Consider the following 24,651-nt stretch of genomic DNA (forward strand, 5'->3'; position numbering starts at 1 on the left):
TAACAAAAAAGTCACCCGAAGGCAACTTTTCTTGTTTGTTCATTGGCATTACAATGGCTTTCCCATTTATTCTGGGCTAAAAGCCGCTGCTTGTTGCATTTGATAGTATTTGCCTTTTCTCGTCATAAGTTCCTCATGATTGCCATATTCGACAATATCTCCATCGACCAAGACAAGAATCAAATCAGCATCTTGAATGGTCGATAAACGGTGGGCAATGATAAAGCTTGTCCGTCCCTTCATGAGTTTGGCAAAGGCGTCCTGAACCAGCACCTCTGTCCGGGTATCGATGGATGAAGTTGCTTCGTCTAAGATGAGAATCTTAGGAATGGCTAGAAAGACGCGGGCAATGGTCAAAAGCTGAGCTTGACCAACAGACAAAGATTCCCCTGCATTTTCAAGCTTGGTATCATAACCCTGTGGCAATTGTTGGATAAAGAAATCCGCATTTGCTGCCTTGGCTGCGGCAATGACCTGGTCTCGACTTGCTTGAGGATGGCCAAAAGCAATATTGTCATGAATGGTTCCCTGCTTGAGCCAAGTTTCTTGGAGCACCATCCCAAACTGCTGTCGAAGAGAGGCTCTAGTATAGTCGTAAATAGAATGACCGTCTAGCAAAATAGCTCCTGAGTTAATCGGGTAAAAACGCATGAGGAGATTGATAAGGGTAGACTTCCCAGCACCCGTTGGGCCAACGATAGCAACCTTACTACCAGCTGGAATATCAATAGACAGATCCTTAATCAAGATCTTTTCAGGATTGTAACCAAAAGAAACATGCTTAAAGGAAATAGCTCCCTTGACTTGGTCACTGTTCAATTCTTTAAAACCTGTTTCTGTAATCTCAGGACTTTCTAAAACAGTATAGACACGTTCTGCACAAGCTAAGGCGCTTTGCAACTCGGCTAAGACTGATGAAATATCGTTAAAAGGCTTAGTGTACTGCTGCGCATAGTTCAAAAAGGTCACTAAACGACCAACCGTCAAAGTGGAACCCGCCATGATGCGTAAAGCTCCAACACCTGCTAGTAGGGCATAAATGAGGGCATTGACAAAACGGGTGGAAGGATTGACTGTCGATGAATAAAAGATAGCCGACTGAGAATAACCTGCGTAATTGTCATTTGCCTCATGAAGTCTCTCGATAAATTCTTCCTGAGCATTGAAGGACTGGATAATGTTTTGCTGGGTGAGCGATTCTTCTATCAACTGAGTCTGAATTCCCCTAGTCTCTGTCTGCTTTTGAAAGAGATGGTAGGATCTCTTTGCGATAAAGCGTGAAATGACCATAGATAGAGGGGTTAAGAGCAGAACCAAGAGAGTCATCAATAGATGGATTTGGAGCATAGCAAGAATGCTGACCAAAATCATCAAAACTCCGATGAAAAATTGGTTGAAAATCATATTCAATCCCGCTGCCAACTGTTCGATATCTGTCGTTACACGGCTGACCATTTCCCCACTACCTTGTCTATCTACAAGGGCAATCGGAAGACGATGGAGCTTTTCAATGATTTTTTCGCGCAAATCTTTGGTGTAGGAGAAAATCAGTCGATTATATAGGAGGGGATTGACCCACTGTACCAGCGTATTTCCGATGACCACCAAAATCATCTGGAGGAAAATCTGCCAGAATACCTGAGATGAGTCCGTCACTAAGACTTGGTCAATCACCTGCCCAATCAAGATTGGCAGATAGATTGATAGGGCTACCTGAGCAATGGTTCCCAAGAAAGCTAGGAAAAGAAGGACGGGATGGCCAGCTAAATCTTTTGCTAATTGTTTGAAGGCTTGGCTTGCATGTTTGCCTTTCATTCTAGTCCTCCTTTCCATGTTGGGATACATTGATTTCACGATAGATTTGGCTAGTCTTCATCAATTCCTCATGATTTCCAAGTGCTAATTGCTCCCCTTTCTCTAAAAGGAGAATTTGATCAGCAATCTTCAAGGTTGAAGTTCGTTGGGAAATCAAGATCAAACTGGTGTTTGGTAGGTTATCTTGAACAGCTTTGAGAAGATTGGACTCAGTGATGGTATCAAGGGCTGACGTCGCATCATCGAGGATGAGAAAAGGAGCTTGTCGTAAAACTGCTCGGGCGATAGACAAACGTTGCTTTTGCCCACCTGAGAAATTACGACCACCTGCTTGAACCTCTGCGTCCAGCTGACCTTCCTTGTCACTAATAAAATCCTTGGCCTGGGCAATTTCTAAGGCCTGCCATAGTTCTTGGTTGGAGACTGTTTCTTCCATACCCAGAGTCAAGTTAGAACGAATGGTTCCCTTAAAGAGTTCAACCTTTTGAGGGACATAAGCCATCCAGGACCGCCATTGGGCTAGATTTTGAGGACTGTTCCCAGCCTGGGATAGGGCTATACTACCACTATCTGGTTGGTACAAACCGAGAAGGACCTGTACCAAACTTGACTTACCAGAACCAGTTCCCCCAATGATTCCAAGAATTTGTCCTTGTTGCATAGCAAAAGAAAGATTTCGCAAGGATGGTTGGGCAGCATCTGGGTAGGTAAAGGTTAAATGTTCAACTCGTAAGGACTGGTTCATTGAACCTTCCCTTTGCGCAATTTCTGCCAGTATATCCTCAGGCTTTTCTGCAAAGACTTCCTCAATCCGCTTGACAGATATATAGGACTGGTTGAGTGAATTGATGAGCATGGCTAGTTTTATCAACTCTACCAAGATTTGTAGAAGATAGTTAATCAGAGCAATCAAGGCACCCTGACTGAGCCAGCCTCCCTGGATAGAAAGATAACCATTCCAGATAATCACCAGCAAAGTTCCGTTCACGATCAAATAGGTCAAGGGGGTCAAGAGACTGGACCAGTAGCCTGTTTTCATTTGGATAGCCGTATAGACTTGATTAAGTACTTGGAAGTTCTCGATTTCTCGTTTTTCTTGGCCAAAGGCACGAATCACACGCATACCTTGTATCTGTTGGCGTGTTTCCTGAACCAGCTGGTCTGTTTTCTTTCTCAAAATGCTATAAAGAGGATTGACCAAGCGTGATAACACGACAATGGCAAAGGTCAAAATGGCAACCATGACCAAAAACCAGAAGGTCAATTCAGGCGAGAGACCATAAGCCATAAAAATGGCACCAAAAACAATAATAGGCGCCCTTAAAAAAAGGCGTAAGAATTGATTAATCCCTGTCTGAATCTGATAAGTATCTGAAGTCAAACGCGTCACCAAACTCGAAGTCGTCAAACGGTCTCTACTATCCTTGGGCAAGGAAAGAATATGACGATAGAGGTCATTGGTCAACTCCTTGGCAAATCCTACTGCTGCCTTGGCTGAGTAAAACTGAGCCACTAAAGCTACCAAAACGCCAATAACTGCAAAAACAAAGAGGAGACCTATTTGCAGCCACAGATGCCCTTGATCTTTTTGAGGGATGGATTGGTCAACAATTCCAGCTATAATCATAGGAACCAAGAGTTCAAAAACGGCTTCTAGCAACTTGAACAATGGCGCTAGGAAAGACTCCTTAATGTAGGGTTTAAAGTAAGAAAGTAATTGTTTCATACGTCCCTTCTATTTTCAAAATGAAGAAGGTGGAAAAACCACCATCTTTTTTATTTGTTCAAATATGGAAGTAGGTAGCCGTAGCCAGCCTCTTCCATTTCATCCTTAGCAATGAATCGTAAAGAAGCAGAATTGATACAATAACGCAATCCACCCAGTTCCTGAGGTCCGTCTGTAAAGACGTGCCCCAAGTGGGCATTGCCTGAACGTGACCGGACTTCGATTCGCTCCATACCATGGCTCAAGTCCTGATAGTAATGGACAAGCTCTTTAGAAATCGGTCTACTAAAACTTGGCCAACCACAGCCTGAGGCAAACTTATCCTTGGAAAAGAAGAGGGGCTCACCAGTCGTGATATCAACATAAATTCCTTCCTCAAAAGTTTGGTCGTAAGCATTGCTAAAGGGAGCTTCCGTCGCAGCTTCTTGGGTAACTCTATAAGACTCTTCTGACAAATTTTCTCGTAAAACTGCCTTACTAGGTTTTTCATAGTTAGCCGCATCAATCAAGGGTTTCTCTGCATCTCTCACATCGATATGGCAATAGCCACCAGGATTTTTCTTGAGGTAGTCTTGGTGATAGTCCTCAGCTAGGATATAGTGACGAAGTTTCTCCACTTCTACTGCTATCTTGCGTCCAAGCATACGCTCCTGCTCTTGAACGACTGCATAGATAGTTGGCAAATCCTCTTCGTCTTGATAATAAATCCCTGTACGATATTGACGACCACGGTCATTTCCTTGTTGATTGATAGACAGTGGATCAATGACTCGGAAATAATAGAGCAAGATCTCACGGAGCGACACTATCTTTTCATCATAGATAACTTGCACAGTCTCAGCGTGATCTGTTTCTTTGATTAATTGATAATTGGTAGTTTCTACCTGACCATTAGCGTAACCAACAGTCGTTTCAAGTACTCCAGAAATACGTGAAAAGTATTCTTCTAAGCCCCAAAAGCAGCCACCTGCTAGATATATTTCTGCCATTTCAAATCCTCCTTGACCGTCTATCGGTCGCTAAACACGGGAAACATTTCATATCCCACGTTTCATTTTCAAAAAAAGGATAGGAAGCCCTCTTAAAGAGTTTCCCCATCCTATCGCTATCTTTATTTTTCTTCGACGCGAACGCCTTGTGTATCTACTTCCAAGTCGTGAAGCTTACCTTTGAACGGTTGTTTTCCAAGCTCAGCCTTAATCTTAGGCATCTTGTCAGGCTCAGCAAGAACCATGACAGTTGGACCAGCACCGGACAAGTAAGTCGCATAAGCGCCATTTTTCTTGGCAACTTTTTTAATCGTCGCAAATTCTCGTACCAATTCTTGACGGTAACGCTCGTGGAAGAGGTCACTCTCAATAGCTTGACCAGCTTTGACCATATCTCCTGTCAATAGGGCTGCAATGGCTATATTGGCGATAGAACTTGCTGCAACAGCTTCCTTATAAGAAAGTTTCTTGGGCAAGACACCACGGCTATCTCTAGTGCGCAATTCATAGTTTGGAATATAAGCTAGAAAGGCACACTCTGGAAAAGGCGCTACAACTGCTGAAACCTGATCTTCTACCGAACTAGCAATGACGAGGTTTCCATAGATAGCTGGTGCAACATTATCAGGATGCCCTTCAATCTTAGTCGCCAATTGTAATTTTTCATGCTTGCTTAGCTTCAAGTTTCCGAGTTGATTTGCCAGTTCAATCCCTGCAACGATGACAGAGCTCGATGAACCTAGTCCACGCGCAAGAGGAATATCACTGACCATCTTCAGACGTCTAGGTTGGAGGTCTGGAGCAATTTGCAGAGCAATCTTCAGCAAAAGATTACGTTCATCACGTGGAATCCATTTGCCTAGTTGATGTTCTATCATCCATTCTTCACGTTCTTCACAAACCTGAATTTCTAGATATTTAGTTACAGCTACACCAACCGAGTCAAAACCTGGACCCACATTGGCACTTGTAGCAGGTACAATAATCTTCATCTTAGTCTCCTAAAACCTTGAAGGTATTGAGAAGTTCAAACTCAGCCAAGGCCTTCAAAGCTGCTGTAATATTTTCAAGTTGTGCCTTGTTGATTTTATGAGTGATGATAACGACACGAGCCTTGCCTTCTTGTTTCCCATCTTGTAGGATTTGTTTGAAGGAAATATCTTCTGCATTAAAAATCTCAGCCAATTTCAAGATTTGGCCTTTAGAATCAGGAGCCAAAATTGAGAAATAATAGTTGGCTTTGACATCTTCTGGCTGAGCCAAAACTACTGGACGGCTGTATTCATTAAAGTCTTTTCCAATGGTACCGTCATTCAAACGACGAACGATACGGATAATATCAGCTACAACGCTTGTTGCAGTTGGTTTTTGACCTGCACCTGGTCCATAGTACATAGACTCACCGATACCGATGGATTCCACAAAGACCGCATTCATAACACCGTTAACACTTGCAAGTGGATGAGCTTTCGGAAGGAAGGTTGGAGTAACCTCGGCAGCGATTCCAGAAGGTGTTTCTTCGATAGAACCTACTAATTTAACCACGTACCCAAGGTCTTGGGCAACTGCTACATCTTCTGGAGTGATATTGCGAATTCCTTGATGACTAACATCTTCAAACTTGACATTCATCCCAAAAGCGAACTGGCTCAAAATGACCATCTTATAAGCCGCATCAATCCCGTCAACGTCATTGGTTGGGTTACTTTCAGCAAATCCAAGACGTTGAGCTTCAGCAAGCGCATCTTCGTAAGACCAGCCTTCTTCTACCATTTTGGTCATCATAAAGTTGGAAGTACCGTTGACAACACCAAGGACACGCGTAATTTTATCAGAAGCTAGGGAATTCGCTAATGTACGAAGGATTGGAATTCCTCCTGCAACTGCTGCCTCATAATAAAGAGCAACATGATTTTTCTTAGCAATCTCTAACAATTCAGTTCCATGCATCGCTAAAAGATCTTTATTGGCAGTAACGACATGTTTTCCTGCCTCTAAAGCACGTGTCATGAAGGTTTTGGCTGGCTCGATACGCCCCATTAATTCAACAACAATTGTAATATCTTTGTCTGACAAGATTTCGTCAATATTTGTTACAAAATGAAAATCATTCCCAGCAGCAAGTAAACGATTTTTTTCTTCCTCATCCTTAACTAAAACCTTTGCTACTTCAATCTCTGAATGACCTGATTGGGTTATTTTTTCTCCATTTTCCTTGAGAAGGAAAGGAACACCACTCGCAACTGTACCAAATCCAAGTAATGCAATCTTAACTGACATCTGTGTCTCCTTGAAATTTTATAATAAAAACATTATACCAGAATTTTGTGAAAATTCCTACCACTCCAACCGAAAAGACTTCGCAAACAAAAAAGCGTACGATTAGTAGTATCATCGCAAGCTTTCGCCTTTCTTATTTGACAAAAATATACTCATTTTGGGTAGACAAATCCCTCTGATAGTTAAATCCCGAAAAGCTAAGGTTTTTAATTTCTTCAACTAAGGTCACTTGATGTTCCATCAAAGCTGTTAAGAAGGCCCCTCTAGCTTTCTTTGAAATGGTAGAGTGAATTTTTAGTTTTCCATCTCTTTCTTCCATAAACTTGAAGGTCACCATTTTTTCACGGATTTCTTTTGGAAATACAGTCTCAAACTCTGAGGATAACAGTGAAAAAATGAGATTATCACCCTCCAAAGCTTCACTGTATGCCGTTTGCCAATGTGTTTTTAAACTTTTACCATCCACCTTCAACTTCATTAAAAAGTCCAGTCGGTGGGGAGCAATCGGTTCAAAGGCTGGAATTACTCCATAAAAAGCGGAGGTAATTAGGAGGTGTTCCTCTAGATAGGTCTGCTCTGCCTTGCTTAGGTTTTCTCGTTTGATATTGCGATACATGAGTCCATCAAAGAGTTGCAAGGCTGGATAGTTTGTCGCAGTTGCATTTTTCAAGGCCTGGATATGGTCATACTCCTCTTGCGCTTTTTCGGCAGATATTTTGTAAAAGTTCTCCAAATCTTGGGCAGAATATCTGGCCAATTCATCCAGCACTGCCTGACTTTCAGGACGCAAGGGTTTTGCTTCTAAACTAGGGATTTCAGTGTTCATTTCTTTTGCAGTTGGAATTAGAATTTTCATAGTGTTAGTGTAGCATATTTTTCTAGGACTACCAAGGATTTGAGCTTAAATAATACGACCTTCCAAATGATCCAATTCATGCTGACAAATCTGTGCTGGAAAACCCGTCAGGGTAATGGTTTGCTCTTGCCAATGGATATCTCTATAGCTTACTGTAATCTTCTCATACCTAGTTGTCGGTCTTACACCTGCCAAAGACAAACAACCTTCCTCTGTCTCGTATGGTCCTTCAAAAGATTGGAGAACTGGATTAAACATAACCATGGGAATCATTCCAAGATTAAAGATAATCACGCGCTTTTGCACCCCAATCATATTAGCTGCTAGGCCGACACAGGTCTCTTTATTGGCCTGTAGGGTATCCTGTAAGTCCTTTGCTAGAGGTAAATCCTCCTGACTAGCAGGTCGGGATACTTGCGATAGAAATAAAATATCTGTTACAATTTTCTTTTTCAAGACTCTTTCCTCCATCTTTTTCTCAACTTGATTATAGCATAAAATCTATCTCTGTTTACCATATATAAAAGCAAAAAAGCCATCCGAAGATGACTTTTTTATGCCTAAATAGCGTTTTTATCTTTTCCAAGTGCTCGTTGAACTGCTTTGACAATTTCAACAAGGACTACAATCATAAGTGCTCCTACAGCGACCACCATCCATTGAGTCAAGCTCAAGTTTGAAACGTGGAAGAGATTATTAAATCCAGGAACCAAAATTGTCACCACAAAGAGGACGAAGGCAACTGGGATAGACCAGTTAAAGGTCTTGTTCGTAAAGAGTCCCACTTTAAAGATGGATTGGTAAACTGACTTAACGTTAAAGGCATGGAGCAATTGGATCAAACCGAGAGTTGCAAAAGCCATGGTAAGGGCATCCGCATGGATTTCAGTATGACCTTGGTGCTCTGGGAAGAGAAGAGCCCAACCATAAACACCCAAAACTAGCATGGTTTGGAAGATCCCTTGATAAATGATTGCTCCGAAGACACCACCATCAAAGAAGTTAGACTTACGTCCACGAGGTTTGTGGGTCATAACACCTGGTTCAGCTGGTTCAACACCAAGAGCAATGGCTGGAAGCGTATCTGTTACCAAGTTAATCCAGAGAAGATGCACTGGTTGCAACACATCCCAACCAAAGAGGGTTGCAAAGAAAATGGTGAAGACCTCAGCCATATTAGCAGACAAGAGGTATTGGATGGATTTTTGGATATTTGAGAAGACCTTACGTCCTTCTTCAACCGCTACGATAATAGTTGCAAAGTTATCATCGGCAAGGACCATATCCGAAGCTCCCTTAGAAACCTCTGTACCAGTAATCCCCATACCGATACCAATGTCAGCTGTCTTAAGTGATGGCGCATCGTTGACTCCATCACCTGTCATGGCAACAACCTTGCCTTCTTTTTGCCATGCTTTCACGATACGAACCTTGTGCTCAGGTGATACACGTGCGTATACAGAGTATTGCTTGAAGACTTTTTGGAATTCTTCATCAGTGAGTTCATTCAACTCAGCACCAGTGAAGACATGGTCTTCTGTATCATTTGGATCAATGATTCCAAGACGTTTGGCAATAGCTTCCGCTGTATCTTGGTGGTCACCTGTAATCATGATTGGACGGATACCTGCTTCTTTAGCGACACGTACAGCTTCTGCTGCTTCAGGACGTTCAGGGTCAATCATTCCGACCAAACCAGAGAAGATGAGGTCAGACTCAACGATTTCAGATTCCAAGGTTGGGATTTCATGGCTTGTCTTATAAGCCATCATCAAAACACGAAGGGCTTGTTTAGCCAAATCTTTGTTGGTTGCAAGAATAGCACTCTTGTCTTCTTCTGTGATTGGACGAACTTCCCCATTAACTTCAATACGAGTCACACGCTTGAGCAATTGGTCAGGAGCACCCTTAACAGCGATAAAGTATGAACCGTCAGCCTCTTTATGAATAGTAGACATGAGTTTACGGTCTGAGTCAAATGGTAATTCAGCCACACGTGGCTCATCCTTCAAGACTTCACGAACATCAAAGTTGTGGTCCAAACCAAACTGTACAAGAGCTGTCTCCGTTGGATCCCCAATCAGCTTGCCAGATGGGTCCACCTTGGTGTCATTGGCAAAGTTCATGATACGTAGCGTATTGTTGTTAGCAGCAATTTCAGATGCCGAGCTTTGCAATTGACCGTTGGTATAAACCTTCTCAACAGTCATTTGGTTCATAGTCAAGGTACCTGTTTTATCAGATGCAATGATTTCTGTTGAACCGAGAGTCTCAACCGCTGGCAATTTACGGACGATTGAATTCCGTTTTGCAAGGGTTGTAGTTCCCAAAGATAGAACGATAGTTACAATGGCAGGAAGCCCTTCTGGAATCGCAGCAACCGCAAGGGCAACCGCCACCATCAAGCCTTCTAAAGGATGTTCACCACGAACAAAGACACCAACCAAGAAGGTAATAACTGCAATCACAACAATCAAGTAAGTCAAGGCCTTAGATAATTGTTCCAAGCTTTGCTTCAATGGTGTCTCTGTCTCGTCAGCATTAGCCAACATGTCCGCAATCTTACCAACTTCAGTATACATACCAGTGTTGGTAACAACACCGATACCACGTCCGTACGTTACGTTTGAGTTTTGGTAACCCATATTAACACGGTCCCCAATACCAGCATCTGCTTCGACAAGGCCTGTCACATCTTTTTCTACTGGGACAGATTCTCCTGTAAGAGCTGCTTCTTCGATTTTAAGAGAAGCCGCTTCAAACAAACGCATATCTGCAGGTACAACATCCCCAGCTTCAAGCAAGACGATATCTCCGGGTACCAATTCTTTTGAGTCAATCTCAATCACATGACCATCACGACGAACACGAGCCATCGGGCTAGACATATTTTTCAGCGCTTCAATGGCTGCTTCTGCTTGCCCTTCTTGGTAAACCCCAAAGGCAGCATTCAAGACAACAACGGCCAAGATGATAATGGCATCCGTTAGACCGTCCATTCCTTCTGTAATCACAGAAAGTGCCGCTGCCGCAAGCAAGATGATAATCATCAAATCCTTAAATTGATCTAGGAATTTAGCTAGCAGGCTACGTTTTTCGGCCTCTTCTAACTCATTACGACCATAAGTCGCTAAGCGTTCTTGAGCTTGAGCAGTTGACAAACCTTCGACAGATGAGTCCAGATTCTTTAGGACTTCTTCTGAGGTTTGTGTGTAAAACAAGTCTTTATTTTGTTCTTTTGACAAAACAGTCTCCTCCTTTTGGCCTCTTTTTACAAAAAAAGAGACCTGTTTTTTAAAAAAACAAGTCTCGCTGTTTAATATAGTGCCGGAAATGATTCGTAATGACGACACTATCGCGGTTAACCGCCAGCTACTCCCTTGAGTAGTTCTATTATATCAGAATTTCAAAAGTTTTCAAGTCTTGAGGTGTATTTAACTTACTTCCCACATTTGAATTTTCCTTAGAAAACCAGTATAATGAAAGAATACTAAAATGTTAGAAAGGGAGTTAGATGAATCAATCAGTTTCAAACTTAAAATTAGCTGAGCGTGGTGCCATTATCAGCATCTTGACCTATCTATTCTTGTCTGCAGCTAAGCTAGCGACCGGACACCTCCTCCATTCATCCAGTTTGGTGGCAGATGGTTTTAACAACGTTTCAGATATCGTTGGAAACGTGGCCCTTCTCATCGGGATTCGTTTGGCTCGCCAACCGGCAGATAGAGATCATCGCTTCGGCCACTGGAAAATAGAGGATTTGGCAAGTCTCATCACTTCCATCATCATGTTTTACGTTGGATTTGATGTTCTACGTGATACCATCCAAAAAATACTCAGCCGAGAGCAAACGGTCATTGACCCACTTGGGGCGACTCTGGGTGTCATCTCTGCTATCATCATGTTTGCCGTTTATCTCTACAATACCCATCTGAGTAAGCAAGCTAAATCAAAGGCTCTCAAGGCAGCAGCTAAGGACAATCTGTCAGATGCCGTGACATCTCTTGGAACTTCTATTGCTATCCTGGCTAGTAGCTTCAACTATCCAATCGTGGATAAGTTGGTCGCGATTATCATTACCTTCTTTATTCTTAAAACTGCTTATGATATCTTTATCGAGTCATCCTTCAGCCTTTCTGATGGTTTTGATGAACACTTGCTAGAAGATTATCAAAAAGCTATCATGGAAATTCCTAAGATTAGCAAGGTCAAATCACAACGCGGTCGTACCTACGGAAGCAATATTTATCTGGACATCACTCTGGAAATGAACCCAGATCTGTCTGTTTTTGAAAGTCACGAAATTGCGGACCAGGTTGAATCCATGTTATCAGAACGATTTGGTGTCTTTGATACAGACATTCATATCGAACCAGCACCAATCCCTGAGGATGAAATCCTAGATAATGTCTATAAAAAATTGCTCATGAGAGAGCAACTGATTGACCAAGGAAATCAACTGGAAGAGTTACTTGCAGAAGATTTCATTTATATCCGCCAGGACGGACAAGAACTGGACAAGGATGCCTATAAGGCTGAAAAAGAATTAACCTCTGCCATTAAAGAGCTTCAGTTAACCTCTATCAGCCAGAAAACAAAACTCATCCGCTACCAAGTCGGTGATACCATTCATACCAGCATCTGGCGCCGCCACGAAACTTGGCAAAATATTTTCCATCAGGAAACAAAAATAGAAAAAGACTAAAGCAAAACTCCCAACTGAGAAAGTTGGGAGTTTTTCTATATTCTTATTTTGCAACGCTCTTAGCAAGAACGAAGTTTCCTAGTGTAGCTGAACCATTGCCAGCAACAGCTGGAGTCACGATATAGTCACGTACATCTGGAACTGGGAGGTAGCCATTGAGTAGGGCTGTGAATTTCTCACGTACACGGTCAAGCATATGTTGTTGAGCCATAACCCCACCACCAAAGACGATGACATCTGGACGGAAAGTTACAGTCGCATTCACTGCGGCTTGAGCAATGTAGTAGGCTTGAACATCCCAGACAGAGTTGTTGAGTTCAATGTTTTCTCCACGAACACCTGTACGAGCTTCCAAACTTGGACCAGCTGCATAACCTTCCAAACATCCATTATGGAAAGGACAAACACCTTTAAATTCTTTTTCAATATCCATTGGGTGTCTAGCTACATAATAATGACCCATCTCAGGGTGACCAACACCGCCAATAAACTCGCCACGTTGGATAACACCTGCACCGATACCTGTACCGATTGTGTAATAAACCAAGTTTTCGATACGACTACCAGCATTATTACGAGCAACCACTTCACCGTAGGCAGAGCTATTTACGTCTGTTGTGAAGTACATTGGTACATTTAAAGCGCGACGAAGGGCACCAAGCAAGTCAACATTTGCCCAGTGAGATTTTGGAGTTGTTGTGATAAAACCATAGGTTTTAGAGTTTTTATCGATATCTATAGGACCAAATGAACCAATGGCAAGTCCTGCAAGATTATCGAATTTTGAAAAGAATTCGATGGTTTTATCGATTGTCTCGATAGGAGTTGTTGTTGGAAATTGTACTTTTTCTACAACGTTAAAGTTTTCATCACCGACAGCACAGACAAATTTCGTACCACCTGCTTCCAAGCTTCCATATAATTTTGTCATGACAAACCTCTTGTATTTATTTTTCTATTATAGCATTTTCCAGAATGAAAGTTACTCTATATTTCAGATTTTCTTCTGTAAATTTTACCATTCAAGAAAAACGAACAAACATGACATTCGTTCGTTTTTATGAATCTATTAAGCTTCAACTTCGATGATTACATCTCCCTTAGCAACTGATCCAGAAGCAACTGGATTTACTGAAGCAAAGTCAGCAGTGTTCGTCACGATAACCATTGTTGTGTTATCAAGACCTGCAGCAGCAATCTTAGCAGAGTCAAATGTTCCAAGAACATCTCCAGCTTTAACCTTGTCACCTTGAGCAACTTTATGGTTGAAGCCTTCACCGTTCATTGAAACAGTGTCGATACCAACGTGAATCAAGATTTCAGCACCGTTAGATGTTCTCAAACCATAAGCATGCCCAGTTGGAAAGACGATTGTCACTTCAGCATCAGCTGGTGCGTAAACAACATCTTGGCTAGGTTTTACAGCGATACCTTGTCCCATAGCTCCACTTGAGAAGACTGGGTCATTGACATCTGAAAGGGCAACTACATCACCAACGATTGGTGTTTGGATGATACCTTCGCTAGGTGCAACAACAGTACCAGTCACTGCTTCCTCTGTTAAACGGTCAGTTTCAGCTTCAGAAATTGCTCCTGAAACTTCTTCTACTTCATCTTCGTAGCCAAACATGTAAGTAAGTGCAAAACCAAGTGCAAATGATACAGCTACCATAAGAAGGTATTGTGCAAGTTGTCCGTTACCAATGTAAAGCATTGTACCAGGGATGATTGTGATACCATTACCAGTACCAGCGAGTCCAAGGATAGATGCCAATCCACCACCGACTGCACCAGCAATCAATGAAAGGAAGAATGGCTTACGGTAACGTAAGTTAACCCCGAAGATAGCAGGCTCAGTAATACCAAGGAAGGCAGAAAGAGCAGCTGGGAAAGCAAGTGTTTTAAGTTTAGGATTTTTAGTTTTCACACCAACGGCTACTGTCGCAGCACCTTGAGCAGTCATGGCAGCTGTGATGATAGCGTTGAATGGGTTAGCATGGTCAGCAGCAAGTAATTGAACTTCAAGCAAGTTGAAGATATGGTGAACACCTGATACGACGATTAATTGGTGAACTCCACCAATCAAGAAACCACCAAGTCCAAATGGCAAGTTAAGGATAGCTTTTGTTCCAAGAAGGATATAGTTTTCAACAACGTGGAAGACTGGTCCGATAACAAACAAACCAAGAATTGACATTACGAGGAGTGTTACGAATGGTGTTACCAAGAGATCAAGTACATCTGGAACCACTTTACGAACAGCTTTTTCAAATTTAGCTCCGACAACCCCGATGATGAAGGCTGGAAGAACTGAACCTTGCAAACCAACAACTGGGATAAATCCGAAGAAGTTCATAGCAGTTACTTCTCCACCAGAAGCAACAGCCCAGGCATTTGGAAGTGAACCTGAAACGAGCATCATACCAAGAACGATACCAACGGCTGGGTTACCACCGAATACACGGAAGGTTGACCAAACAACCAAACCTGGCAAGATGATAAAGGCTGTGTCAGTCAAGATTTGAGTGTAAGTTGTCACATCTTCTGGAAGTGTCATTCCAAGAGCATTCAAGAGACCACGAACACCCATGAAGAGACCAGTTGCTACGATAACTGGAATGATTGGAACAAAGACGTCACCGAAAGTACGGATGGCACGTTGGAACCAATTTCCTTGTTTAGCAGCTTCTGCCTTCATCTCATCCTTAGATGATGTTGGCAAACCAAGAGCTACGACTTCATCGTACATCTTGTTTACTGTACCAGTACCAAAGATAATTTGGTATTGACCTGAGTTAAAGAAAGCACCTTGAACTTTTTCCAAGCTCTCGATAGCATCTTTGTTGATCTTCGCTTCATCTTTCACCATAACACGTAGGCGAGTTGCACAGTGGGCTACACTGTTAACATTCTCACGTCCGCCCAAGGCTTCGATGACTTTTTTTGCAATTTCTGTATTCGTCATTTGCAAAAATCTCCTTATAAAAAATTTTGTTCTTGTTTGAAAGCGATTTTATCCGCCCTACGAATATTATTCTATCACGTTTAAAAAATATGTCAAGCGTTTTGCAGAAAAAATTTTGTCAATTCTCCGATTTTGATTGTTTTTGCTATTTTTTCATTAACATAGCAGTAAACATCCTCTGAATTCAAGGTTTTTACTTTAAAGTTTTCAAAAACTTTCATATTTTCATCAATTTTTATAAAATTTCGTTTCTGAACTCTGTCAACCGTTTGACATTTTTTTCTTAAATTTAGTGTGAAAGACTTGCTTTTTTATAAGGAAACGTTTACTATTAAGATAGTAGAATTTATGGAGGAAATAGAAATGGAATGGACTACTGAACGTCGTTACAGACGTTATGAAGATTGGACACAAGAAGAAAGAAAAGAAATCCAAGAAAAGATGGCACAATCCCCATGGCATGTCAGCTATCACATTGAGCCAAAGGAAGGTCTCCTCAACGACCCAAACGGCTTTTCTTATTTTGATGGTAAGTGGATTGTCTTTTACCAAAACTTCCCCTTTGGTGCAGCTCATGGGTTAAAATCTTGGGTTCAACTTGAAAGCGACGATTTGGTGCACTTTACTGAAACCGGTGTAAAAATCTTACCTGATACTCCACTTGATAGCCACGGTGCTTACTCTGGATCTGCTATGCAGTTTGGCGATCAATTATTCCTTTTTTATACTGGAAATGTCCGTGATGACAATTGGGTACGCCACCCTTATCAGATCGGTGCCTTGATGGATAAGGATGGAAATATTAAAAAGATTGATAAAATCTTGATTGATCAGCCTGCTGATGCTACTGACCACTTCCGCGATCCACAGATTTTTAACTTTAAAGGGCAATACTACGCTATCGTTGGTGGCCAGGACTTGGAGAAAAAAGGTTTTGTTCGTCTCTATAAGGCTATCGATAATGATTATACAAACTGGCAAGAAGTTGCTGATCTTGACTTTAACAATGACCGCACTGCCTATATGATGGAGTGCCCAAATCTAGTCTTTGTCGGAGAACAACCTGTCCTTCTTTACTGCCCACAAGGTTTGGATAAAAAGGTTCTTGAATACGACAATATCTATCCAAACATGTATAAAATCGGCACTTCCTTTGATCCAGAAAATGCTCGTATGGTAGATGTGTCTGAACTACACAACCTCGATTATGGTTTTGAAGCCTATGCCACTCAAGCCTTCAATGCCCCTGATGGACGTGCCCTTGCTGTTAGTTGGCTTGGTTTACCAGATGTGTCATATCCATCTGATCGTTTTGATCACCAAGGAACTTTCTCATTGGTAAAAGAACTTACCATTAAAGACGGCAAACTCTATCAATACCCTGTAGCAGCTATCAAGGATCTTCGTGCTTCAGAAGAGGAATTTTCAAATCGTTCTGAAACCAAAAACACCTACGAGATCGAGCTTAACCTAGAAGCTGATAGTCAAAATGAAATCGTTCTTCTTGCTGATAAAGATGGCAAAGGACTCTCTATCAGTTTTGACCTTGTCAATGGCCAAGTAACCGTTGATCGTAGTCAAGCTGGAGAACAATATGCTCAAGAATTTGGAACTACTCGCTCTTGCTCAGTTACTAATCAAGCAACTACTGTCAATATCTTCATCGACAACTCAGTCTTTGAAATCTTTATCAATAAAGGAGAAAAAGTATTTTCTGGTCGTGTCTTCCCTCATGAGGATCAAAATGGAATCCTCATTAAATCTGGAAACCCAACTGGAACTTACTACGAATTAGAATATGGTCGCAAAACTAACTGATGTCGCAGAACTAGCAGGCGTCAGCCCAACTACTGTCTCACGTGTTATCAATAAAAAAGGCTACCTGTCAGAAAAAACTATTCAAAAGGTTAAAGATGCTATGCGTGAGCTAGGCTATAAACCTAACAACCTGGCTCGCAGTCTTCAAGGTAAATCAGCCAAGTTAATTGGGCTAATTTTCCCTAAAATTAGCCATGTTTTCTACGCAGAGTTAATTGATAAATTAGAGCACGAACTCTTCAAAAAAGGCTATAAGACAATCATCTGTAACAGTGAACACGATTCGGAAAAAGAACGTGAATATCTTGAAATGCTAGAAGCCAACCAAGTGGACGGTATTATCTCTGGTAGCCATAACTTAGGGATTGAAGACTACAATCGCGTTACGGCTCCTATCATCTCCTTTGACCGAAACTTGTCACCAGATATTCCTGTCGTTTCTTCTGATAACTATGCTGGCGGAGTCCTAGCCGCTCAGACCTTGGCTAAAACTGGAGCCAAGACTATCATCATGATTACGGGTAATGACAACTCCAATTCTCCAACTGGACTTCGTCATGCTGGTTTTGCTTCAATCTTACCCAAGGCTCCCATTATCAATGTTTCCAGTGACTTTTCACCCCTTCGAAAAGAAATGGAAATCAAAAATATCTTGACTAAGCAAAAACCAGATGCTATTTTCGCATCAGACGATTTAACAGCCATCTTGGTTATGAAGATTGCCCAGGAGCTTGGTATCTCTGTTCCAGAAGAACTCAAGGTTATTGGCTATGATGGAACTTATTTTATCGAGAATTTCTATCCTCACCTTACTACCATTAAACAACCCTTGGAAGAAATTGCTCGCCTGACAGTTGATTTACTACTTCAAAAAATCGAAGGAAAAGAAGTTGCCACAACCGGTTATTTCTTACCAGTTTCCCTCCTACCAGGAAAAAGTATTTAAACAAAAAGACTCAGACTGAATCAGTCTGAGTTTTTCTTATGATCTTAAATGTTTCAATAACGTTTGGGCTTTTTCTAGATTAAAAGTTTTTTCAGCAATCAAGCTTTCCACTAGTTTAGGTACTTCTGCCTCAGTCGCACCTGCTAAAAGCGCTAGAGATTTTGCTTGAAGTTTCATGTGTCCATGCTGAATCCCTGTACTGACCAGAGCCTTAAGTGCTGCAAAGTTTTGAGCGAGACCAATCGAAACGATAATTTGGGCCAATTCTTTGGCAGATGGATGACCTAGCAAGTCATGGCTGAGAACGACTCGAGGATTGAGACCAATAGAGCCGCCCTTGGTTGCAACTGGCATTGGAAGTGTCATTTCTCCAACTAACTCTTCAGTTTCTAAATCTATGGTCCAACGACTAAGACCTCGATAGCTACCATCGCGACTTGCATAAGCATGAGCACCCGCCTCAATAGCTCGCCAATCATTTCCAGTCGCAATCAAGAGGGCATCAATCCCATTAAAGATTCCCTTGTTATGGGTGGCTGCTCGATAGGGATCAGCCTGGGCAAATTGACTAGCTAGAACCATTTTTTCGGCCAACTCTCGCGCTTCATCCTTTTGACGGCTCAGATAACGAAAACCAAGGCGACAAGTAGCTGTCACTAGAGAATCCGTCGCGTAATTTGACAAAATTCCCATCAAACTTTGTCCTTGGCTAAAATCTTCTAAGCTAGGTTTCAAAGCTTCAAGCATGGTATTGAGCATATTGGCTCCCATGGCTTCCTGGGTGTCCACATGAAGATAAACCACTAAAAAGTCTGTCTCTCCAGAAATCTGCTCCACATGTAAATCACGCGCACCACCGCCTCGTTTTACAATAGAAGGATAAGCTCGATTAGCCATTTCAAGGAGACTTGCTTTTTTATCAAGAATATTTTGACGAGCCTGCTCTTCATCTGGAACATTGTAAAGGGCAACCTGACCAATCATTTGTCGTTGGTGAACTTGAGCAGTAAAGCCCCCTGCCCGTTTAATAATTTTATTAGCAAAACTAGCTGCAGCAACAACAGAGGGTTCTTCTGTCACGTAAGGGACTGTGTACTCCTGACCGTTTACCAGAACTTCTGGAACTACTGAGTAAGGAACGGAGAAGGTACCCACTACATTTTCACTCAGCTGGTCCGCGACTGCTAGACTAAGATTTTCATTTTGCTCAAGACTTTTTTTGGCTTCTAGAGAAGTGAGTGCCTGAGCTTTTACTAGCTCCAGGCGCTCTTCGATAGATTTTTTAGCAAATCCATTCCAACTATTTTTCATTATTTTTCAACCTTGCTGTAGCGACGTTGATGATCTACAATCTCAATGAGGGCAAAATCTTGTCCCTCATAACCTGACATCGTCGCAGAACCAGATTCATCCAATTTCGCTTCTTCAAAGAACATTCGTTCATAATCGGCAACACTCAAAGCTTGGCGTCTATCTAGAAGTGCTAGGCGATTTTTCTGCAACTGCTTTTCAAAACCTTCAACTAATTCCACACTAAAGAACTCGGATACTGCACCACTACCATAACTGTAGAGAGCAATCTTATCCCCAGCTTTAAGGCTGTCTGCGTTTTCCAACAAAGATAGTAAACCTAAGAAGAGTGAACCAGTATAGATATTTCCAACCTTTTGGCTATAAATAATAGACTCATCAAAGTGTTTTTGCAACACATCTTTCTTCTCTTGAGGAAAGGACTTATCAAGGATTTTTTTCAATCCTTTGAGAGCCAACTTGGGATATGGTAAATGGAAACATACTGCTTCAAAATCATCCAGGCTACATTCATAACGTTTTTGATACTCTACCCAAGTCGTTTTTAGGCTATCAAGATACTGTTGCGTTGAGTAGACCCCATTTACAAATGGTGTCGTTGAATAATTTGGACGCCAAAAATCCATAATATCACGAGTTTGCGCAACGTTATCGTTATTGAAAACCATAATACGTGGATTTTGGCTAATCAACATAGCAACACAACCTGCACCTTGAGTTGGTTCCCCAGGAGTTTCGACCCCATATCTTGCAATATCACTGGCAAGTACTAAAACTTTTGATTTTGGAGAATTTTCTACATGTAACTTAGCATAGTGAAGTGCCGCAGTTGCACCATAGCAAGCTTCCTTGATTTCAAAACTACGAGCAAATGGTTGAATTCCAAGCAAACCATGTACAAAAACCGCAGCTGCTTTACTCTGATCGACTCCAGATTCTGTCGCAACGATAACCATATCAATCTCTTGCTTATCTTCTTCAGTCAGGATGGAATTTCCTGCACTAGCCGCCAATGTCACAATATCCTCTGTCAAAGGAGCAATACTCAATTCTTTTAAAAGTAGCCCTTTACTCAATTTTTCAGGATCAATTCCTCGGGTTTCTGCTAGATCTTGTAATTTCAAAACGTATTGACTGGTTGCAAAACCAATCTTATCAATACCGATTGTCATATTTACCTCTATTTTTATCATTCATTGTAAAAATTCGCTCACCTCTATTTTATCACAATTGAGGTCAAATGAGCGAAAAAAGACTTGAATCCCCAAATCAAGTTTGTGTTTAAAATCTTATCCCATTTTTCCATACTAACTCTCAAAAATGTAGAGCCAAGAAAAAATCGAGTCTTAGCTAGCTCGACCCTTTCTAAGATGATTATACAATTTCAATAAAACTGTTCCACTTGCCATCCCTATGGAAATAACAAGGGCTAACATCATGACTAGCATGGCACTAGAAATAGCATGGCTAAAGTCAGCTGTCACAAAGAAGGAAGTCGTTCGATAAGACAGATAACCTGGTACTAGTGGTGCCAGTATTGCTAAAGCAAAAACAACGGCTGGTGTTTTGTAGATAATACTCATAATCTGACTGATACAAGAACCAATTACAGCAGCAATAAAGGTCGCCAAAATAACATTAGTTGGCTCCTTGAGTAATAGATAGAGTAGCCAGATGGACATTCCTAAAACTCCACCAGGGACAAGCATAGAACGTTGGACATTTAAAACGATTAAAAAAGTGATAATGGCAAGCAGACTTGCTAGAGCTTGCAATAAAAATGTTGCTACTGTCATATTAGTTCATGAGTACAAGGGCGACTGATGTTCCAGCCCCTAAGGCAAGGGTAATCAGCAAGGATTCAAACATCTTGCTCATACCAGAGTTAATGTGGTTAGTCATAATATCTCGAACAGCATTTGTCAGAGCAATCCCAGGTACAAATGGCATGACCGCACCAGCAATGACTAAATCAGCTGTAGATGGCAAACCAGAATAACGCGCCCAAAATTGTGCAATCAGGCCAAAGACCAGAGCTCCTGCAAAAGCTGTCATGAAAGGAATGCGAATAAACTTTTCTACATAGAGAGAAAAAGTGAAGGCAAATAAGGTCGCCACCCCTGCTCCAATGGCATCGTAGGGATTCCCACCAAACATAATTGAAAAGAAGGGGGCACTGAGTGTTGCTGCAATAGTTAACTGAACATTGGTGTAGGGAGATGCTTTGGCATTCAATTCCTTTAGTTGATTAAAAGCTGTTTCCAAATCAATCTGCCCTGACACAAGTTGCCTTGAAATTTGATTGACATCACAAACCTTCTCAATATTGTAAGCCGAAGAGGTTACTCGCTTCATTCGAGAAATATTTGTATTTTCAATGGAGAAAAAAATGGCTGCAGGCATAGCTAAAACATTACAATCCATGATACCCTGTGAATGAGCAATCCGAATCATGGTATCTTCAACACGATAAATCTCAGATCCATTTCGAAGCAGTATCGTTCCTGCTAGCATGATGACATCAATAACTGCATTCAGCTTTTTAGATTCGTCCATGTTTCCCTCCTTTCAAAACTCCCTTTTATTTTATCATAAATTCGGAGGAAAAAAAATCTTTGTCACAAAAACTGTGACAAAGATTGATTAGTTATCCCCTCAATGTCCACCTGATTGATTTGAGGTTGTTTGATTAGACTGTTGTTCTCTATTCTGCGGAGATGTTTCTCCACGATTAGGATTACTTATGGTAGGATTTGTTGTCGTTGTTGTTTTAGGTTTATAGATATATAATTTAACGATCGGGTTGTTTATATCTAGTTTTTCATATGGTGCGGGAATTTGTTTCGCAACCTCTCCTTCACTAATCCTTTCTTGTACAGTATCCACTTCTTTTATCTCAATATTAGTAATACCCCTATTATTAAGATCTTTTTTAGCAACTTCAAGACTATATCCAATATAATTTGGCATGGTCATGGTCGTCTTCTCTTTGGCTACAGTCAAGACAATCTGTGTTACCTTGCTGAGATCGTAAGTTGTTCCCTCCGGTAAACTTTGTTTCATGATTGTACCGACTTCGAATTCGTTGGATTCTTCTTCAACCTTCTTGATAAGATTTTCAGGAACTTTTTTCTCTTTCAACTCAGCAAAAACATCAGTATATTTACGCCCAATATAGTTTCCAATCTTAAATGATTGTTTACCTGAAGAGACGATGAGATTGACTTTAGTCCCTTCCTTGCGAGCTGAGCCAGCATCTGGATCTGTTCGGATAACTCTCCCTTCTTCTACCGTATCACTCGCTTCTGTCTTTTCCTCACCAATTTCAAAATTCGCTTTTTTAAGGTTTTCCTTAGCCTCAGCGACGGTTTGACCAGCGACTTTTGGAATTTCAACAGTAGCTGGTGTCTTTGATATAATCCAGAAGAGAGAAGCTAAAACAAGTACAAAACTAGCTAAAAGCACCAAGTATCTTGCTCTAAAACGACGTTTCTTGACTGGTTTTGGAGCAACTTCTTTACTTGTTGCCTTTTTATTTGGTTTTTGTGTCTGAGGACGATCAACTGGCTGTTGTACTTTAGGAATTGAAGTTAAAGTAGACTGAGGAATCTTTGGTAAGGTTTTTGTATCAACCTTACTTGAATCATCAAATACCAACTTTGGCTCATTGCGACGATTATTGGATAAACTGCTTAATAAATCCACATACATCTCTGAAACTGTTTGATAACGGTCTGTTAACTTTTTAGCCGTCGCTTTAATAACTACATTTTCCAACGATTGTGGGACTGAAGGATTTTCAGCTATAACAGATGGAAGAGGTTTTTGGAAATGCTGAAGTGCAATAGTAACGGCACTATCTCCATCATAAGGAATATGTCCCGTCAACATTTCAAAGAAAATGATTCCCATTGCATAGATATCACTCTGTACAGTCGCTTTAGAACCACGCGCCTGCTCAGGTGATAGATAGTGGACAGAACCTAACATGGAGTTGGTCTGTGTCAAACTAGTTTCCGCAAAGGCCACTGCAATCCCAAAGTCTGTAACTTTTGCAGTGCCATCAGGAGTCAAAAGAATATTTTGTGGTTTTAAATCACGGTGAACAATGCCTTTAGCATGTGCCAAACGCATAGCCAAAAGAATTTGCCCCATGATACGAACAGCTTCCTCGTTTGAGAGAGGATAGTGTTCTTTGATATAGCGTTTGAGGTCAAGACCCGCTACATATTCCATAGCTAGGTACTGCTGACCATCTTCTTCACCGATATCCGTAATTCGAACGATATGAGGATGATCTAAGTCCGCCATCGCACGCGCTTCTCTCTGGAAACGTGCAACAGCGATAGGGTCAGTCTGGTAATTGGTCCTTAGAACCTTTACTGCTACTTCTTCCCCATCCAGAATCAAATCTTTAGCCAGGTAGACATCTGCCATGCCTCCACGACCAATTTGTTTGATAATCCGATATCGTCCGGCAAATATCTTGCCGATCTGAATCATTTTGATTCCTCCTCAATCGCAATCAAGGCAACAGTAATGTTGTCAAGTCCTCCGGCATTGTTTGCAAAACGCACCAAAGTTTCTGCCTTGTCATCAAGTGGAATATCACTTGTCACGATGTCGTAGATCTCGCTTCCTGAAATCATGTTAGTTAGGCCATCACTGTTCATAACAAGATAATCACCAGCCTCCAAGCTTACAATCCCTAAATCTGGTTGAATCTCATCTTTTTGTCCGATAGACTGGGTAATAATATTCTTTTGTGGATGAGACTCGGCCTCTTCAGGTGTTAATTGACCTGCCTTGAGTAATTCATTCACCAAAGAATGATCGCTTGTTAATTGATGGTATTCCTCACCACGAATCAAGCCGATACGAGAATCTCCAATGTGGGCATAAATAGCCTGATTATCTATGATTGCAAGGGCTTCTAGAGTTGTACCCATTCCCTTGTAGGCATCATCACGACCCATTTGATAAATTTTTTGATTTTCGATCTCAAGATGTTCTGCAAACCATTCACGAACTTCATTCACGGTGTCAATCTGAGTATCTACCCAAACAACACCTAGGTCAGTCACCGCCATTTCACTAGCGATATTTCCAGCGCGATGTCCTCCCATCCCGTCAGCCAAGATAATCATTGTACGACCTGCTCGGTTGACAAAGTGGTTGACATAGTCCTGATTATTTGTTCGTTTCTGACCCACATCTGTTAATAATGAAATCTCCATTGT

19 protein-coding genes are annotated in these 24,651 nt (G+C 41.4%); 3 read left to right on the plus strand and 16 right to left on the minus strand.

The genetic code is table 11. From position 1 onward, the window contains the following. Positions 1-66: 66 nt before the first annotated feature. The 8 genes from HMPREF9180_RS07630 to HMPREF9180_RS07665 all read right to left on the minus strand — a co-directional run bounded on the left by HMPREF9180_RS07630 (position 67) and on the right by HMPREF9180_RS07665 (position 10,911). The gene (locus HMPREF9180_RS07630; RefSeq protein WP_025168730.1) at positions 67-1,815 is read right to left on the minus strand and encodes an ABC transporter ATP-binding protein; all 1,749 of its coding nucleotides are present in this window, start codon (positions 1,813-1,815) and stop codon (positions 67-69) included. A 1-nt stretch (position 1,816) separates the two neighbouring features. Then, a complete protein-coding gene (locus HMPREF9180_RS07635; RefSeq protein WP_006145950.1) occupies positions 1,817-3,541 on the minus strand; it encodes an ABC transporter ATP-binding protein in 1,725 nt (574 codons plus the stop codon). Between the two features lie 50 nt (positions 3,542-3,591). Beyond that, positions 3,592-4,530 (minus strand): peptide-methionine (R)-S-oxide reductase MsrB, encoded by a 939-nt coding sequence (gene msrB, locus HMPREF9180_RS07640; RefSeq protein ID WP_006145951.1) that lies wholly within the window; start codon positions 4,528-4,530, stop codon positions 3,592-3,594. Positions 4,531-4,652: 122 nt separating this feature from the next. After that, positions 4,653-5,522, minus strand: a complete 870-nt coding sequence (thrB, locus tag HMPREF9180_RS07645; RefSeq protein ID WP_006145952.1) for a homoserine kinase — start codon at positions 5,520-5,522, stop codon at positions 4,653-4,655. A 1-nt stretch (position 5,523) separates the two neighbouring features. Then, entirely contained in the window at positions 5,524-6,810 is a 1,287-nt protein-coding gene (locus tag HMPREF9180_RS07650; RefSeq protein WP_006145953.1) for a homoserine dehydrogenase, read from the minus strand. 133 nt (positions 6,811-6,943) lie between these two features. Beyond that, the gene (gene yaaA, locus HMPREF9180_RS07655) at positions 6,944-7,666 is read right to left on the minus strand and encodes a peroxide stress protein YaaA (RefSeq protein ID WP_006145954.1); all 723 of its coding nucleotides are present in this window, start codon (positions 7,664-7,666) and stop codon (positions 6,944-6,946) included. 45 nt (positions 7,667-7,711) lie between these two features. Beyond that, complete coding sequence (locus HMPREF9180_RS07660) at positions 7,712-8,122, minus strand: peptide deformylase (RefSeq protein ID WP_025168731.1); 411 nt, start codon at positions 8,120-8,122, stop codon at positions 7,712-7,714. A 104-nt stretch (positions 8,123-8,226) separates the two neighbouring features. After that, positions 8,227-10,911, minus strand: coding sequence for a cation-translocating P-type ATPase (locus tag HMPREF9180_RS07665; RefSeq protein WP_006145956.1), 2,685 nt, complete (start codon positions 10,909-10,911; stop codon positions 8,227-8,229). 269 nt (positions 10,912-11,180) lie between these two features. Here HMPREF9180_RS07665 and HMPREF9180_RS07670 point away from each other — a divergent pair, with 269 nt between their 5' ends. Further along, positions 11,181-12,371: a cation diffusion facilitator family transporter gene (locus tag HMPREF9180_RS07670; RefSeq protein WP_006145957.1), complete on the plus strand. Its 1,191-nt coding sequence runs from the start codon at positions 11,181-11,183 to the stop codon at positions 12,369-12,371. Between the two features lie 43 nt (positions 12,372-12,414). On the opposite strand, the gene scrK is transcribed toward HMPREF9180_RS07670, so the two are convergent. Both scrK and HMPREF9180_RS07680 read right to left on the minus strand, forming a co-directional pair. After that, positions 12,415-13,302 carry a fructokinase ScrK gene (gene scrK, locus HMPREF9180_RS07675; RefSeq protein WP_006145958.1) on the minus strand — a complete coding sequence of 296 codons (888 nt, stop codon included), beginning with the start codon at positions 13,300-13,302 and terminating at the stop codon, positions 12,415-12,417. A gap of 138 nt (positions 13,303-13,440) precedes the next feature. Continuing rightward, positions 13,441-15,336, minus strand: coding sequence for a sucrose-specific PTS transporter subunit IIBC (locus HMPREF9180_RS07680; RefSeq protein ID WP_006145959.1), 1,896 nt, complete (start codon positions 15,334-15,336; stop codon positions 13,441-13,443). Positions 15,337-15,699: 363 nt separating this feature from the next. On the opposite strand from HMPREF9180_RS07680, the gene HMPREF9180_RS07685 reads away from it, so the two are divergent. Both HMPREF9180_RS07685 and HMPREF9180_RS07690 read left to right on the plus strand, forming a co-directional pair. After that, the gene (locus HMPREF9180_RS07685; protein ID WP_025168732.1) at positions 15,700-17,154 is read left to right on the plus strand and encodes a sucrose-6-phosphate hydrolase; all 1,455 of its coding nucleotides are present in this window, start codon (positions 15,700-15,702) and stop codon (positions 17,152-17,154) included. Continuing rightward, entirely contained in the window at positions 17,135-18,100 is a 966-nt protein-coding gene (locus HMPREF9180_RS07690; protein ID WP_006145962.1) for a LacI family DNA-binding transcriptional regulator, read from the plus strand. The genes HMPREF9180_RS07685 and HMPREF9180_RS07690 overlap by 20 nt, the downstream gene beginning before the upstream one ends. A gap of 36 nt (positions 18,101-18,136) precedes the next feature. On the opposite strand, the gene HMPREF9180_RS07695 is transcribed toward HMPREF9180_RS07690, so the two are convergent. The 6 genes from HMPREF9180_RS07695 to HMPREF9180_RS07720 form a co-directional block, all read right to left on the minus strand. Continuing rightward, positions 18,137-19,411 carry a hydroxymethylglutaryl-CoA reductase, degradative gene (locus HMPREF9180_RS07695; protein ID WP_006145963.1) on the minus strand — a complete coding sequence of 425 codons (1,275 nt, stop codon included), beginning with the start codon at positions 19,409-19,411 and terminating at the stop codon, positions 18,137-18,139. Continuing rightward, on the minus strand, positions 19,411-20,583 hold the full coding sequence (locus tag HMPREF9180_RS07700; protein WP_025168733.1) for a hydroxymethylglutaryl-CoA synthase: 1,173 nt from the start codon (positions 20,581-20,583) through the stop codon (positions 19,411-19,413). The genes HMPREF9180_RS07695 and HMPREF9180_RS07700 overlap by 1 nt, the downstream gene beginning before the upstream one ends. Positions 20,584-20,757: 174 nt before the next feature. Further along, a complete protein-coding gene (locus HMPREF9180_RS07705) occupies positions 20,758-21,207 on the minus strand; it encodes a threonine/serine exporter family protein (protein ID WP_006145965.1) in 450 nt (149 codons plus the stop codon). 1 nt (position 21,208) lies between these two features. Then, positions 21,209-21,967 carry a threonine/serine exporter family protein gene (locus HMPREF9180_RS07710; RefSeq protein ID WP_006145966.1) on the minus strand — a complete coding sequence of 253 codons (759 nt, stop codon included), beginning with the start codon at positions 21,965-21,967 and terminating at the stop codon, positions 21,209-21,211. A gap of 99 nt (positions 21,968-22,066) precedes the next feature. Continuing rightward, entirely contained in the window at positions 22,067-23,914 is a 1,848-nt protein-coding gene (pknB, locus tag HMPREF9180_RS07715) for a Stk1 family PASTA domain-containing Ser/Thr kinase (protein WP_006145967.1), read from the minus strand. Next, on the minus strand, positions 23,911-24,648 hold the full coding sequence (locus HMPREF9180_RS07720; protein WP_006145968.1) for a Stp1/IreP family PP2C-type Ser/Thr phosphatase: 738 nt from the start codon (positions 24,646-24,648) through the stop codon (positions 23,911-23,913). The genes pknB and HMPREF9180_RS07720 overlap by 4 nt, the downstream gene beginning before the upstream one ends. Between the last annotated feature and the right edge of the window lie 3 nt (positions 24,649-24,651).

Source organism: Streptococcus peroris ATCC 700780 (assembly GCF_000187585.1).
GTDB classification, from domain to species: domain Bacteria; phylum Bacillota; class Bacilli; order Lactobacillales; family Streptococcaceae; genus Streptococcus; species Streptococcus peroris.